Genomic DNA, 13,993 nt, shown 5'->3' with positions numbered 1-13,993 from the left:
GACGCGCATGGCAGGCTTGGGTGCGGTTGATCCGTGGACGAGCGAATGGGGCCTGGCGTGCAGGGTTCGGGAAGGTCTGTCGTCACCATCGGCGTGTTCGACGGGGTGCACCGCGGGCACCGGCGGGTGATCGAGCGCGCGGTGGCCGTCGCCCGCGAGCGAGGGTTGCGGAGCGTCGCGGTCACCTTCGAGCCGCATCCCGAGGAGGTCGTACGACCGGGGTCGCACCCGCACCGGCTCACCAGCCTGCGGCGCAGGGGCGAGCTGCTGGCCGGGCTGGGGGTCGACGAGGTCGACGTGGTGGAGTTCACCCTCGCGCTGCAGCGGACCAGCCCTGACGACTTCGTCCAGAGCGTGGCGGCCGAGCGGCTGCGGTCCGCGGTCGTGGTCGTGGGGGAGGACTTCGTGTTCGGGCATGAAGCCAGCGGAGACGTCCAGACATTGCGGACGCTGGGCGATAAATACGATTTCGAGGTGGAGGCCGTGCCCCTGCTCGACGGCGTCTCCTCGACCGCCGTCCGCGAACTGCTCGTGGCCGGCGACGTCGAGGGCGCGAGCGAGCGGCTCGGGCGGCCGCACCGCGTGGAGGGCGTGGTCGTGCGCGGCTACCAGCGGGGGCGGCAGCTCGGTTTCCCGACCGCCAACGTGGAGACGCCCCCGCACACCGCGATCCCGGCCGACGGGGTCTACGCCGGCTGGCTGGAGTGCGTGCCCGTCGCCAACCTGCCCGCCCTCTACGAGGGCGAGCGGTGGCCGGCGGCGATCTCGGTCGGCACCAATCCGACGTTCGAGGGCGTGCCGCGCACCGTCGAGGCGTACGCGCTCGACCGCGACGACCTGGAGCTGTACGGCGCGCACGTCGCGGTCGAGTTCGCGGCGCGGCTGCGCGGCAACACCCGCTTCGAGTCGATCGAAGCGCTGATCGCCCAGATCCACGCCGACGTCGAGGCCACCCGGAGGATCACCGGCTGACCTCCGACCCGGCCTCCGCGTGTCCCGCGCCGTGTGTCCCGACGACCCTGCGCAAGGTGGTAACCTTGCATGTCGGCTCTGTAGCGGCGGTGCTGCGCGCTGCCCATGAAGGCCTTCACGCGGCGACTGTAGGCACGCACGGTCGTTCGCACACTCACCATCACTCGTGCGTGCCCGTAGCTCAAAGGAGAGCCGTGTCCCTCGACACCGCTGCCAAGAAGTCCATCATCAGCGAATACGCGACGGCCGAAGGCGACACCGGGTCGCCCGAGGTTCAGATCGCCCTGCTCAGCAAGCGCATCAGCGAGCTCACCGAGCACCTGAAGACGCACAAGCACGACCACCACAGCCGTCGTGGCCTGCTGCTGCTCGTCGGCCGCCGGCGCCGCTTGCTGAAATACCTGCAGAAGGTCGACATCCAGCGCTACCGTTCGCTCATCGAGCGGCTCGGCCTGCGCCGATAGCATGAAAGGGAGCGGCGTCCGCGCCGCTCCCTTCGCATATGGCCGCAGCCATATGTCCGGGCGCGTGGCGACGAACGCATCCCGCGCCCGGCGTACAACTGAAGATCCGAGACACACAGCCCCCGCGTCCGCTTAGCACCATGCGACCCGCGACGCCTGCGGGCCGGTCCTCGGTAGTGGCTTCCGGTAGGAAAGACCGGGCGCTTCGATCGAAGACCGGCGCTGCACCTAACGAGGGTGCCGGTGAGAAAAAGGGCGCGGGAGACCGACCACAAGGAGGTCCCCCGTGGAGGGTGTCCACACTGCTGAAGCCGTCATAGACAACGGCTCGTTCGGCACGCGCACGATCCGGTTCGAGACCGGCCGTATCGCACGCCAGGCGGCGGGTTCCGCCGTCGCCTACCTCGACAACGACACGATGGTGCTTTCCGCTACCACCGCGTCCAAGTCGCCCAAGGAGAACCTCGACTTCTTCCCGCTCACGGTCGACGTCGAAGAGCGCATGTACGCCGCTGGCCGCATCCCCGGCTCGTTCTTCCGCCGTGAGGGCCGTCCTTCCGAGGACGCCATCCTCACCTGCCGCCTGATCGACCGGCCGCTGCGCCCGTCCTTCGTCAAGGGGCTGCGCAACGAGATCCAGGTCGTCGCCACCGTGATGGCGCTCAACCCTGACCACCTCTACGACGTGGTGGCGATCAACGCCGCGTCGCTGTCCACCCAGCTCGCCGGCCTGCCGTTCTCCGGCCCGATCGGCGGCGTGCGCGTCGCGCTGATCGACGGCCAGTGGGTGGCGTTCCCGACACACCACGAGCTGGAGCGGGCCACGTTCGACATGGTCGTGGCGGGCCGCGTGCTGGCCGACGGCGATGTCGCGATCATGATGGTCGAGGCCGAGTCCACGAAGGACACGCTCAAGCTGGTCGCCGACGGCGCCGTCGCGCCGACCGAGGAGACCGTGGCCCAGGGCCTCGATGCCGCCAAGCCCTTCATCAAGGTGCTGTGCGAGGCGCAGGCGCGCATCGCGCGGGTCGCGGCCAAGGAGACGGCCGAATACCCGGTCTACCTCGACTACCAGGACGACGTCTACGACGCGGTCGAGGCCGCGGTGAGGACCGAGCTGGCCGCCGCGCTGACCATCGCCGGCAAGCAGGAGCGCGAGAACGAACTCGACAAGGTCAAGGCGCTGGCCGCCGAGAAGCTCCTGCCCGAGTTCGAGGGCCGCGAGAAGGAGATCTCCGCCGCGTTCCGCTCGGCGATGAAGAAGCTCATGCGCGAGCGGGTCATCAAGGAGGGCGTCCGCATCGACGGCCGCGGCACCAAGGACATCCGCGCCCTGTCGGCCGAGGTGCACGTGGTGCCCCGGGTGCACGGCTCAGCGCTGTTCGAGCGCGGCGAGACCCAGATCCTGGGCATCACCACGCTCAACATGCTGCGCATGGAGCAGGTCATCGACACGCTCAACCCCGAGCGGACCAAGCGCTACATGCACAACTACAACTTCCCCCCCTACTCCACCGGCGAGACCGGCCGGGTGGGCTCGCCCAAGCGACGCGAGATCGGCCACGGCGCGCTCGCCGAGCGGGCGCTGATCCCCGTGCTGCCCACGCGCGAGGAGTTCCCGTACGCCATCCGCCAGGTCTCCGAGGCGCTCGGCTCCAACGGCTCCACCTCGATGGGCTCGGTCTGCGCCTCCACGATGGCGCTGCTCGACGCCGGCGTGCCGCTCAAGGAGATGGTCGCGGGCATCGCGATGGGCCTGATCGGCGAGGGTGACACCTACGTCACGCTGACCGACATCCTCGGCGCCGAGGACGCCATGGGCGACATGGACTTCAAGGTCGCCGGCACCAAGGACGTCATCACCGCGCTCCAGCTCGACACCAAGCTCGACGGCATCCCGGCCTCGGTGCTGGCCGGCGCGCTCAAGCAGGCCAAGGGCGCCCGCCTGGCGATCCTCGACGTGATGCAGGAGGCGATCGACTCCCCGGCGGAGATGAACCCGACCGCGCCGCGCATCATCACCATCAAGGTCCCGGTCGACAAGATCGGCGAGGTCATCGGCCCGAAGGGCAAGATGATCAACCAGATCCAGGACGACACGGGCGCCGAGATCACCATCGAGGACGACGGCACGATCTACATCGGCGCCACCGACGGCCCGTCCGCCGAGGCGGCCCGTTCGGCGATCAACGCCATCGCCAATCCGCACATGCCGGAGGTCGGCGAGCGCTACCTGGGCACGGTCGTCAAGATCGCGGCCTTCGGCTCGTTCATCTCGCTCATGCCCGGCAAGGACGGCCTCCTGCACGTCTCGCAGATCCGCAAGCTGCACGGCGGCAAGCGCATCGAGAACGTCGAAGACGTGATGAGCGTGGGCGAGAAGATCCAGGTGGAGATCGCCGAGATCGACGGCCGGGGCAAGCTCTCCCTGGTGCCGGTCGAGGTCATCGAGCGGGAGGCCGCCGAGAAGGAGGCGAAAGCCGCCTCCGGGTCCGCCGAGGGTGACGACGCCGATCCCGAGCAGCCCGCGCAGGCCGCCGACGACCGGTCCGAGCGGCCCCGCCGCACCCGCACCCGCGTGCGCAGCAGCCGTAACGAGGGGGACGACCGCAACTCGTGAGCGAGCTCAGCCAGGCAACCATCATCAACGGCGGCGTGCTCACGAAGGAGTCTCCGTGAGCACGACGACGCTGCACCCCGGCAAAGACGGCGCCGGGGTGGTGAGGCGCACCGTCCTGCCGGGTGGGCTGCGCGTGGTGACCGAGACCATGCCGACCGTGCGCAGCGTCGCGGTCGGCATGTGGGTCGGCATAGGCTCGCGTGACGAGGCCCTCGAACACATGGGCGCCACGCATTTCCTCGAACACCTGCTGTTCAAGGGCACCCCCACGCGTGACGCCATGGAGATCTCCGCCTCCATCGAGGGCATCGGCGGTGAGATCAACGCCTTCACCGCCAAGGAGTACACCTGCTACTACGCGCGCGTCCTCGATGAGGATCTGCCGATCGCGGTCGACGTGCTCGCCGACGTGGTGACCAGTTCGCTGGTGGCCGAGCAGGACGTCGAGTCGGAACGCGGGGTGATCCTCGAAGAGATCGCCATGCACGACGACGACCCGTCCGACGTGGTGCACGAGCAGTTCGCCGCCGCGCTCTACGGTGACTCGCCGATCGGGCGGCCCATCCTGGGCACGGTCGAGTCGATCAACACCCTCGGACGCGACCGGATCGCCGAGTACTACCGCCGCTACTACCGGCCCCGGCGCACGGTCGTGTCCGTCGCGGGCAACGTACGCCACGAAGAGGTCGTCGAGCTGGTCACCAGGGCCTACGAGCGGGCGGGAATGCTCGACGGCCCGGCCGAGTTCGCCCCGCCGCGCACCAGCGGCCCCGGCGCCGAGACCCGCTCGGGCGTCACGGTGCTCGACCGGCCGACCGAGCAGGCCAACCTGGTGCTCGGCACGACCGGCATGGCCCGCACCGACGACCGCAGGTTCGCGCTCGGCGTGCTCAACGCCGCGCTGGGTGGCGGCATGTCATCCCGGCTCTTCCAGGAGATCAGGGAGAAGCGCGGCCTGGCCTACTCCGCCTACAGCTACACCTCGGCCTACGCCGACACCGGCCAGTTCGGCATCTACGTGGGCTGCCTGCCCTCGAAGATCGACGACGTGCTCAAGATCTGCCGCGACGAGGTGTCCAGGGTGGTGGCCGAGGGCCTGACCGCCGACGAGATCATGCGCGGCAAGGGCCAGATGCGCGGCGGTCTCGTGCTCGGCCTGGAGGACACCGGCTCGCGCATGTCGCGCATCGGCAAGAACGAGCTGGTCTACGACGAGCTGATGTCGGTGGACGAGGTGCTGGCGCGCATCGAGGGCGTCACGCCCGACGAGATCACCGAGGTCGCCGCCGACGTGCTCAACCGGCCGCTCACGCTGGCCGTGATCGGCCCGTACGGCGACAAGGATTTCACCGACGCCATCAGCTGACCCGCCGCCACCGTCCGCAGCGCCCCGGCCCTCGGGCCGGGGCTTCTGCGTCGCGTCGCGGCAGCCGTCGGTGCGGGCGATCGGGCGGCGCGGGCCGAGACGTCGCGGAGCGCGTCCGGGCAGGACGATAGGGTTGTCGGTGTGATCAAGGTAGGAGTGCTCGGCGCCCGCGGCCGCGTGGGCGTGGAGGTGTGCAAAGCTGTCGAGGCCGCCACCGACATGGAACTGGTGGCCGCGCTCGACAAGGACGACGCCATCGAAGGGCTCGCGGGCGCCGAGGTGGTCGTCGACTTCACCCATCCCGACGTGGTCATGGGCAACCTCGAGTGGGCCATCGGCCACGGCGTCCACCCGGTGGTGGGCACGACCGGGTTCGACGAGGGGCGGCTGGAGACCATACGCGGATGGCTGGCGGCATCGCCGGGCGCCAACTGCCTCATCGCCCCCAACTTCGGCATCGCCGCCGTGCTCATGATGCACTTCGCCCAGCGGGCGGCCCGCTATTTCGAGTCCGTCGAGATCGTCGAGCTGCACCATCCCCACAAGGCCGACGCGCCGTCGGGCACGGCCCGGCGTACGGCTGAGATGGTCGCTGAGGCGCGCGCCAAGGCGGGGTCGGCCCGGATGCCCGACGCCACGACCACCGCGCTCGACGGTGCCCGTGGGGCCGATGTGGAAGGCGTCCACGTGCACGCGGTGCGCCTGTCGGGGCTGATCGCGCACCAGGAGGTGCTGCTCGGCGGCGACGGCGAGATCCTGACCATCCGGCACGACACGATGAGCCGGTCGGCGTTCACGCCCGGCGTGCTGCTCGGAGTGCGCAGGGTCCGCGAGCTGCCCGGCCTCACCGTGGGGCTCGAACCGCTGCTCGACCTCTGACCTCGCCCCTGGCCGCGCACACGACGTGCCCACCACCGGGCGGTCGTGGGCACGTCGTGAGGAGAGGGCCCCGGCTCCGCACAGCCGGGCCTACGATCATCAAGATTAATACCCGAGGCGAGGTCCGCCCGAGACATGAGATCGTGTCGTCGTGACTGCTCCGCGCCCTGAAGAAAACGGCTGCTCGCTCCGCTCGCGCGGGAGGCGGCGGCCAAGCCCTGACCGATGCCCGAAAGCACGAGCGCAATGCCGTCCGGGGGTGGCGACTCCGTCTGAGCTTCCGCCACGGCATGGGGGCCTTGGCGGCCCTCCCGCTCCCGGTTCTCCATCGCCTGAGGGCGACGGTCCCCTCAGGAGGCTCTGATGGTGCGATGGGCGGATGCGGGGGAGCTGGCAGGGCTGGCCGACGTCGAGCTGGCGGCCGACGGGCTCTTCGCCGAGGTGGGCATCGTCTTCCCGCCCGGGACAACCATGATCGAAGAGGTCGACGACCCCGGGCGGGTCCTGGTCGAGGGCGAGCCGCCCGCGGGATTCGCCCTGCTGGGCCGGGTCGACGGCAACGTGCATCTCGACCAGCTCGCCGTACACCCGCGCAGCATGCGCCGGGGCATCGGCGGGCGGCTGATGGCCGCGGTGATCGACCACGCGCGGGCCTCCGGTGTGCCGGCGGTGACGTTGACGACCTACCGCGACGTGCCGTGGAACGCGCCGTGGTACGCCCGGCACGGCTTCACGGTGCTGCCCGAGCCGGAGTGGGGGCCCGAGCTGCGCGCGCTGGTGGAGCACGAACGGGAGCTCGGCCTCGAGATCGCCCCCCGCGTGGTGATGCGCCGCTAGCCGCCCCCCGTCACCCCTGCGCGAGATAGGCGTCCACCTCGGTGAGATAGGCGTCCTTGACGTGCCGCGGCAGCCAGGCGATCTCGAACGCGTCGCGTTCGAGCCTGGCCAGCTCGTCCCTGGTGAGCTGGAGCACGCTCTGCAGGGCCTCCAGGTTCTCCCCCACGTAGGCCCCGAAATAGGCCGGGTCGTCGGAGCTGACCGTGATCCGCACGCCCAGGTCCATCAGCTTGCGGATGGCCTCGGCCTTCATCGAGTCGGTGACGTAGCCGTTGGAGATCGGGCAGCAGGTCAGCCCCATGCCGCGCTCCAGGACCACCTCCACCAGCCGCTGGTCCTCCAGGATGTTGACGCCGTGGTCGATCCGGTTGACGCCGATGTCCTCGACGGCCTGGCGGATGTGCTCGACCGCGTCGTCCTGGTCGACGTCGCAGTGCATCGTCAGGAGATAGCCCTCCTGCCTGGCCCGCTCGTAGACCGCCGCGAACTTCACCGGCGGGTTGCCCTTCTCGTCGGAGTCGAGCCCGACGCCGGCGATCCACTCCTTGTACGGCAACGACTCCAGCAGCGTGGCCATCGCGTATTCGGCCTGGAAGTCGCGCAGGAAGCACATGATGAGCTGCGCCCGCACCCCGAGCCGCGCCTCCGCGTCCATGAGCGCCCGCCGCAGCCCTCGGATCACCACGTCGAACGGCACCCCGCGCGAGGTGTGGGCCTGCGGGTCGAAGAAGATCTCGGCGTAGCGGACGTTCTGCTCGGCGGCCTTGCGGAGGTAGGCCATGGCCAGGTCGTAGAAGTCGGGCTCGGTGCACAGCACCCGCATGCCCTCGTAGTAGATCCGCAGGAAGGACGGCAGGCTGTCGAAGGTGTAGGCGGCCCGCATCTGCTCGACGCCCGGGTAGGGCAGCCGCAGGCCGTTGCGCCTGGCCAGCTCGAACTTGAGCTCGGGTTCCAGCGTGCCCTCGATGTGCAGGTGCAGCTCGCATTTGGGCAGACCGGCGATGAAGTCCTTCACCCGTCCACCCTAGAAGACGCCCGGCCACCCTAGAAGATGAACGCCAGCCCCACCGCGAAGAGCAGACCGTACGCCATCTGCAGTTTCCCCGTCTGCTGCAGCACCGCGATCAGCGCGGGGCCGACCGCCTTGCCCAGCACCGCCCTGATCGGCGCGACCGCCAGCGGCGCGGCGAGCAGCGCGAGCGCGGCCCACGGCGTGATCGGGATCATGGCCAGCGCCACCAGGAACGGCACCACCTGGCAGGCGACGTAGAGTGCGCGGGTGCGCTCGGCGCCCAGCAGCACGGCGAGCGTGCGCTTGCCCGCCTGGCCGTCCGTGCCGACGTCGCGCAGGTTGTTGACCACCAGCATCGAGCACGACAGCAGCCCCACGGGGATCGACGCGACGAGCGCCGCCCAGCTGAGCGACTCGGTCTGCACGAAGGCCGTGCCCACCACGGGCACCACCCCGAAGAACACGAACACGGCGACCTCGCCCAGGCCGCGGTAGCCGTACGGGTGCTTGCCGCCGGTGTAGAACCAGCCGGCCGCGATGCACGCCGCGCCCACCAGCAGGATCCACCACGCCTGCGTGACGACGACCAGGACGAGCCCCAGCACCGCCGCCACAGCGAAGCTGCCCAGCGCGGCGGTCAGCACCTGCCGCGGCGTGGCCGCCCGCGAGCCCACCAGCCGCATGGGGCCGACCCGCTGGTCGTCGGTGCCGCGGATGCCGTCGCTGTAGTCGTTGGCGTAGTTGACGCCGATCTGCAGGGAGAGCGCCACGAGCAGCGCCAGGATCGCCCGCCACCACACGAAGCCGCCCTCGCCGATGGCCACGCCGGTGCCCACCATGACAGGCACGACGGCGTTGGGGAGCGTGCGCGGGCGGGCGCCCGCGATCCACTGACCGGAGGTTGCCATGTCGTCGACCCTCTAGCTGATGTCGGTGGTGAGCCGGACCATCCTGATCGGGCGGCCCATGTCGAGAACGCGTTCGGCGGTGTCCTCGCCCCAGCCTGCCGATTCGAGGAAGCCGAGCACCGCGTAGTTGTCGGCGAAAGCCCAGGTGACGATCTGCCGGAAGCCGTCTTCGCGCAGGTGGTCGACGGTGGCGTTGAGCAGGCGGCTGCCGTGGCCCCGGCGGACGAAATCGGGATCGACCAGCAGCGTCAGCATCTCGGCCACCACGCCGGGGTCGAGGTCGGGGTCCTCGGCGGGGGCGTGGGAGGCCAGCCCCACCACGCGCTCGCCGCCCCGGGGAGTGGTCAGGGCGGCGCTGCCTCCCTTGCCGAGCGCGGGGAAGCCCTCGGTGTCGAGGATGGTCTCCACGGCCACCAGCACCCGGTGCATGGGGGTGGGCGGGGCGACGATCGCCTCGTCCCACTGGCGCAACCACATCTTCTCCGCAGCCGCGCCGGTCATCTGCTCGAGTGGGCCCTCGGGGAGGAAATCCCGATAGCCGTAGCGCCAGGCGCGGATCTGCGTATTCGCAACCTGGAGCACATCCTCGCGCCGGGCCGCCCGGACGCCTACGTCTGCCATCTCGGCCCGCTCCTTCGACTGCCGTTCATGCCACAAGGCACGACTTACACCGTATCGGTGTTTGACCCTTGGAGATGACGCGAACCCTTCTTCCTCGCCCGGTAAGCCCGGGTCTTCGTGCGGTTACCGCATACCCTCATGGAACACCACGAGCGCGATCGGTTCTTCGACGCGTCGATGAACGCCCACTGGCAGGTGCCCTCCGCGCACACCTTGAGCCGGTCCCACGACGCGGTCACGGCCGCCACGGCGATCGCCGCCAGCCCGCCCTGCACGCCGCCGCCGGCCGCGGCAGGCTCGGGCCGCTCGCCCCGCCTCGCCCTGATCGTGAACGGCATCGCGGGCAGCTCGGCGGCCTCGCGCCTGAGCGCCGCCCTGAGGCCTTCGCGGAGGGCGATCGCGGTGTGGAGGTCGTCGTCGGTGGCCCGGTCGCGCGGCCCGGCCAGGCCGTGCTCGCGCAGCCACAGGGCCAGCTCGGCGGGGGAGGACAGCTCGTCCGCCTGCGCCTCGACGTCGTAGGTGTTCACGAAGTCGCGTACGAGCTCCGCGGGGCACGGCATGCCGGTCACTCTAATGGGCGTGGATCAAGCATTCATGCTTGCCCCGGTACCCGACCAGGGATTCGTGGCGACCTCGTCCAGCGCCAGGGCGAGGCGGCGTACCCCTTCGTGCAGCTCCGCCAGGTGCGCGGCGGCCATGTGGGTCACCCGGATCCGCGGCCCCGGCGGCTCGGACGGGTAGTAGATCCGGCCGGGGCTCACCAGCGCGCCGTTCCGCCTGGCGGCCTCCACCAGCGCGCTCTCGTCGACCTCGGCCGGCAGCCGTACCCACAGGTGCATCCCGCCGGCGGGGAGCAGGTGCGGCTCGGCCCGCGGCATCCGCGCGGCGAGCGCGGCGGCCAGCGCGTCGCGCCGGATCCCGATCTCCGCGTGCACGGCGGCCAGGTGCCGCCGCCACGCCGGTGACTCCACGAACTCCAGCGCCGTCTCCTGCAGCGGCCGTGCCACGAAGAACGATTCGACGAGCTGGCTGGCCCGCAGCCGGTGCGCGGCCGGCCCTCTGGCGATGACGGCCGCCACCCGCATGCTCGGCGACAGGATCTTCGTCAGCGAGCCCACGTGGACGACGGTGCCGTGCCGGTCCATGGACGCCAGCGACGGGGGCGCCTGGCCGGTCAGGTAGCGGGCGAAGTCGTCCTCGATCACGAACGCGCCCGCCGCCCTGGCCACGTCCAGCACCTGCGCCCGGCGCCCGGACGGCAGGGTCGCGCCCGTCGGGTTGTGCAGGGTGGGCTGGCAGAGGAAGACCCGCGCGCCGGTCACGGCGAACGCCTCGGCCAGCAGGTCGGGACGTACGCCGTCGCGGTCCATGGGCACCGCAGTGGGCCGCAGCCCCGCGGCCCTGGCCGCGACCAGCGCGCCCGGGTAGGTGGGCGTTTCGACCAGCACCGGCGTGCCGGGGGCGGCGAGCGCGCGGAACGCGTGCGTGAGCGCAGCCTGCCCGCCGCTCACGATGAGCGCGTCGGCGGCGGTCACGTCGCCTCCGGCCTGCGCCGCGAACCATCTGCGCAGTTCGAGCAGGCCGGGCAGCGGCGGCATGGCCCAGGCCCCGGGCCGCCGCACGGCCCGCGCCGCCGCGGCCGCCAGCTGCCTGTCGGGCCGCAGCCCCGGACGCAGGTAGCCGCCGGTGAGCGGGACGACGCCTTCGGCGGCCACGCCCAGCAGCTCCGCGACGGGCCCTTCGTCGACCACCCGGTCGCCCAGGGCGACGGTCTGCCATGAGAGGTCCGCCGGTTCCTCGCCCCTGGCCACCTGGTGCGCCACGAACGCCCCGCTGCCGGGTCTCGTCACCACCCGCCCTTCGGCCGCCAGCTGGCCGATGGCCCGCGACACCGTGACGGGGCTCACGTTGTGCCTGCGCATGATCTCCCGGCTGGACGGCAGCCGCGCGCCGGGGCCGAGCCTGACGGCCTCGTCACGCAGTATCGCGGCGATTTTGGCGATACTGCTATCGTTGTCCATGAAGATGGAGAATAGCGCTACTATCGGCGTTGGAGTAGCGGTCCCCGCCTCAGACCGAGGCCGGCGACGTCGCGGGACCGCCCTGGCGTTCCTCGGCGTCCTGGCGTTCTCCGGCTCCTTCCCCGCCACCGTCTTCGCGCTGCGGGGCTTCGACCCGTGGCTGACCGCCCTGGGCCGGGCAGCCGTGGCGGGCGTGGTGGCTCTGGTGTGCCTGAAGGCCACCGGCCGCCCGCTGCTCCCGCCGCGCGACCAGCGGCGCGCCTACGTCCTGATCTCCCTGGGCGTGGTCTTCGGCTTCCCCGCCTTCAGCGGCCTCGCCCTTGACCTGGGCGCGAGCACGGCTCACGCCGCGGTGGTCACCGGGCTCCTCCCCGCCGCCACCGCCGTCTGCGCCGTCGTGTCGGCCGGCGAGCGCCCCCGCCCGCTCTTCTGGGCCGCCTGTACGGCCGGCGCCGCCGCCATCACCGCCTTCACCCTCACCCAGCACCAGGGCATGCCGACCTGGCCCGACCTGCTCCTGGTCGGCGCGCTGCTGTCGGCGGCGGTCGGCTACACGGAGGGCGGCCGGCTGTCCAGGGAGACCCCGGGCTGGCAGGTCATTTCCCAGGCGCTCGTCCTGTCCCTCCCCTTGACGGTCCCCATCACGGCGGTGCTGGCCCTGACCACCCCCATGACGCCGACCCCGCAGTCATGGGCCGGTTTCGTCTACGTGGCGCTGGTCTCGATGTTCCTGGGCTTCTTCCCCTGGTACGCCGGCCTGGCCAAGGGCGGCATCGCCAGAGCGGGCCAGACCCAGCTCACCCAGCCCCTCCTGACCCTGATCTGGGCGTGGTTCCTGATGGGCGAACGCTTCGGCCCGGTCACGGTGGTCGCGGCGCTGGCCGTCCTGGTCTGTGTGGCCGTCACCCAGCGCGCCCGTACTTGAAAGACGTGACGCTGACACGCAGGATGGGGGAGGAGGTGTCACACATGGCGGACCTCACGATCCCGGAGGGCGGCTTCTGGCCTGCACCGGAGATCCCGCAGCCCAACATCTATCCCATGGAATGGCGAGTCGAGACCGAGAAACTCGCCGCCATCTACGAGAAGTCCAAGCGCATGGTCTGGAACCCGGCCGACCTGCCCTGGGACGGTCTCCGACCGGACGACTTCACCCGCGAGCAGCGCCTGGGCATCATGTACTGGTTCGCGGTCCTGGCGAACTTCGACGCCTCGGGGCCCGCGGTGTTCGCCCGCGCCACCATCCAGGCGTTCGAGAAGCACGAGGAGGACCCGGTCAGGAAGTGTTTCTTCTCGATCACCCGTGACGAGATGAACCACGAGGAGTGCTGCCAGCGCGCCATCGCCAGGCTCTGGCCGGGCGGGCCGCTCGACTGGACGCCCACCGACGACCTCGAATCAGCCGCCCACAACAACATCGGCTGGCTCTACCACAACGGCGGCCGCTACTGGAACGGCTACAACTCGGCCGTGGGCAAATACTCGCTCCCGGTGCTGTTCACCAGCTTCATGATGGGCGAGATGGCCGCCTCCACGCTCTTCAGGGGCATGGCCTCGGGGACGCAGCACCCGGTCTTCGGCGAGATGTTCCAGCGCATCGGCAGGGACGAATCCCGCCATCTCCAGATCTGCATGACCATCCTGGAGAACGAGTGGCCCGGGCTCACCGACGACACCAAGTCGCTGATCACACGCCAGCTCAGGGCGGGGTTCGTCTTCCTCAGCATGATTCTCTGGGAGCCTCCGGAAGGCTTCTGGGAGCTCCCGCCGTACTTCCTGGCCAACCACCGCGTCCTCATGGACCACGCCAGGGAGGCCGGGCTCGGCGTCCTGTCGTACGAGGAGCAGGCGGAGAACTGGCGCGTGGCCATGGCCAGGATCCGGGTGATCGTGGAGCGCTGGGGGATCGCCTTCCCCGCGATTCCCGAACTCGACCTGGAAGGGGTCCAGGTGGACTTCATCGATCCCGAGGAGATCATCCCGGTCTTCTGACGTGCGCCATGTGGCCGCGCACGGAGGGGCTCAGGACGCTCAAACGGGGCCCCACACGAAGGTGCGGACCCGGCCCACCGACCTCGTCCTGTCATGCGCGCTCGACCGGACGATCAAGGCGAACCGATTCGAGCATCCGCTGACGCACCGGAGGACGATCGAAGGCATGGCTAGTACTCCAGTGACACATCGCGATCATGGTTGGGATCTGCGCTGGTAGTGGCAGTGTCGGGCGGTTGCCTGATGGCGGCGGCGCCAGTCTGACCAGCGCAGAATGTCCGTGATCGTGTGGGTCGTGGTC

At 70.5% G+C, this 13,993-nt stretch carries 14 protein-coding genes; 8 read left to right on the top strand and 6 right to left on the bottom strand.

The window, feature by feature from the left end:
- Window positions 1-45: 45 nt before the first annotated feature.
- The 6 genes from E1292_RS05255 to E1292_RS05230 all read left to right on the top strand — a co-directional run bounded on the left by E1292_RS05255 (window position 46) and on the right by E1292_RS05230 (window position 7,138).
- Window positions 46-972 (top strand): bifunctional riboflavin kinase/FAD synthetase, encoded by a 927-nt coding sequence (locus E1292_RS05255; RefSeq protein ID WP_132592719.1) that lies wholly within the window; start codon window positions 46-48, stop codon window positions 970-972.
- A 194-nt stretch (window positions 973-1,166) separates the two neighbouring features.
- Window positions 1,167-1,436: a 30S ribosomal protein S15 gene (gene rpsO / locus E1292_RS05250; RefSeq protein ID WP_132592555.1), complete on the top strand. Its 270-nt coding sequence runs from the start codon at window positions 1,167-1,169 to the stop codon at window positions 1,434-1,436.
- A 286-nt stretch (window positions 1,437-1,722) separates the two neighbouring features.
- Entirely contained in the window at window positions 1,723-4,056 is a 2,334-nt protein-coding gene (locus E1292_RS05245) for a polyribonucleotide nucleotidyltransferase (protein ID WP_132592553.1), read from the top strand.
- Window positions 4,057-4,111: 55 nt separating this feature from the next.
- A complete protein-coding gene (locus E1292_RS05240) occupies window positions 4,112-5,422 on the top strand; it encodes a M16 family metallopeptidase (RefSeq protein ID WP_132592551.1) in 1,311 nt (436 codons plus the stop codon).
- A 141-nt stretch (window positions 5,423-5,563) separates the two neighbouring features.
- Window positions 5,564-6,301 (top strand): 4-hydroxy-tetrahydrodipicolinate reductase, encoded by a 738-nt coding sequence (dapB, locus tag E1292_RS05235; RefSeq protein WP_132592549.1) that lies wholly within the window; start codon window positions 5,564-5,566, stop codon window positions 6,299-6,301.
- Between the two features lie 363 nt (window positions 6,302-6,664).
- Window positions 6,665-7,138 (top strand): GNAT family N-acetyltransferase, encoded by a 474-nt coding sequence (locus tag E1292_RS05230; RefSeq protein WP_132592547.1) that lies wholly within the window; start codon window positions 6,665-6,667, stop codon window positions 7,136-7,138.
- A 10-nt stretch (window positions 7,139-7,148) separates the two neighbouring features.
- Here E1292_RS05230 and add read toward each other — a convergent pair whose 3' ends face one another.
- Genes add through E1292_RS05205 form a run of 5 tightly spaced genes read right to left on the bottom strand, consistent with a single transcriptional unit; the run spans window position 7,149 to window position 11,700 of the window.
- Window positions 7,149-8,153 (bottom strand): adenosine deaminase, encoded by a 1,005-nt coding sequence (add, locus tag E1292_RS05225; protein ID WP_132592545.1) that lies wholly within the window; start codon window positions 8,151-8,153, stop codon window positions 7,149-7,151.
- A gap of 29 nt (window positions 8,154-8,182) precedes the next feature.
- The gene (locus E1292_RS05220) at window positions 8,183-9,058 is read right to left on the bottom strand and encodes a 1,4-dihydroxy-2-naphthoate polyprenyltransferase (RefSeq protein ID WP_132592543.1); all 876 of its coding nucleotides are present in this window, start codon (window positions 9,056-9,058) and stop codon (window positions 8,183-8,185) included.
- A 12-nt stretch (window positions 9,059-9,070) separates the two neighbouring features.
- Window positions 9,071-9,679, bottom strand: a complete 609-nt coding sequence (locus E1292_RS05215) for a GNAT family N-acetyltransferase (RefSeq protein WP_165959707.1) — start codon at window positions 9,677-9,679, stop codon at window positions 9,071-9,073.
- Window positions 9,680-9,723: 44 nt separating this feature from the next.
- The gene (locus tag E1292_RS05210; RefSeq protein ID WP_132592541.1) at window positions 9,724-10,239 is read right to left on the bottom strand and encodes a CGNR zinc finger domain-containing protein; all 516 of its coding nucleotides are present in this window, start codon (window positions 10,237-10,239) and stop codon (window positions 9,724-9,726) included.
- Window positions 10,240-10,263: 24 nt separating this feature from the next.
- The gene (locus E1292_RS05205) at window positions 10,264-11,700 is read right to left on the bottom strand and encodes an aminotransferase-like domain-containing protein (protein ID WP_132592539.1); all 1,437 of its coding nucleotides are present in this window, start codon (window positions 11,698-11,700) and stop codon (window positions 10,264-10,266) included.
- Here E1292_RS05205 and E1292_RS05200 point away from each other — a divergent pair.
- Window positions 11,699-12,625 carry a DMT family transporter gene (locus E1292_RS05200; protein ID WP_132592537.1) on the top strand — a complete coding sequence of 309 codons (927 nt, stop codon included), beginning with the start codon at window positions 11,699-11,701 and terminating at the stop codon, window positions 12,623-12,625. The two genes, E1292_RS05205 and E1292_RS05200, sit on opposite strands and share 2 nt — an antisense overlap.
- A 44-nt stretch (window positions 12,626-12,669) precedes the next feature.
- Window positions 12,670-13,692 carry a hypothetical protein gene (locus E1292_RS05195; RefSeq protein WP_132592535.1) on the top strand — a complete coding sequence of 341 codons (1,023 nt, stop codon included), beginning with the start codon at window positions 12,670-12,672 and terminating at the stop codon, window positions 13,690-13,692.
- 91 nt (window positions 13,693-13,783) lie between these two features.
- Here the strand turns inward: E1292_RS05195 and E1292_RS52555 are convergent.
- Window positions 13,784-13,993, bottom strand: a 210-nt coding sequence (locus E1292_RS52555; protein WP_220446674.1) for a hypothetical protein, incomplete at its 5' end; no start/stop codon positions are given.

It is taken from the genome of Nonomuraea deserti, from assembly GCF_004348685.1.
Taxonomy (GTDB): domain Bacteria; phylum Actinomycetota; class Actinomycetes; order Streptosporangiales; family Streptosporangiaceae; genus Nonomuraea; species Nonomuraea deserti.
The sequence above is the reverse complement of the archived record's forward strand: the minus strand, read 5'-3'. Positions and strand labels throughout refer to the sequence as shown.

Bases quoted from the DNA above. Each gene is read 5' to 3' on its own strand.
- E1292_RS05255 (WP_132592719.1), top strand. From the start codon at position 46: ATGGGGCCTGGCGTGCAGGGTTCGGGAAGGTCTGTCGTCACCATCGGC.
- E1292_RS05230 (WP_132592547.1), top strand. From the start codon at position 6,665: ATGGTGCGATGGGCGGATGCGGGGGAGCTGGCAGGGCTGGCCGACGTC.
- E1292_RS05220 (WP_132592543.1), bottom strand. From the start codon at position 9,058: ATGGCAACCTCCGGTCAGTGGATCGCGGGCGCCCGCCCGCGCACGCTC.
- E1292_RS05215 (WP_165959707.1), bottom strand. From the start codon at position 9,679: ATGGCAGACGTAGGCGTCCGGGCGGCCCGGCGCGAGGATGTGCTCCAG.
- E1292_RS05210 (WP_132592541.1), bottom strand. From the start codon at position 10,239: ATGCCGTGCCCCGCGGAGCTCGTACGCGACTTCGTGAACACCTACGAC.
- E1292_RS05200 (WP_132592537.1), top strand. From the start codon at position 11,699: ATGAAGATGGAGAATAGCGCTACTATCGGCGTTGGAGTAGCGGTCCCC.
- E1292_RS05205 (WP_132592539.1), bottom strand. From the start codon at position 11,700: ATGGACAACGATAGCAGTATCGCCAAAATCGCCGCGATACTGCGTGAC.
- E1292_RS05195 (WP_132592535.1), top strand. From the start codon at position 12,670: ATGGCGGACCTCACGATCCCGGAGGGCGGCTTCTGGCCTGCACCGGAG.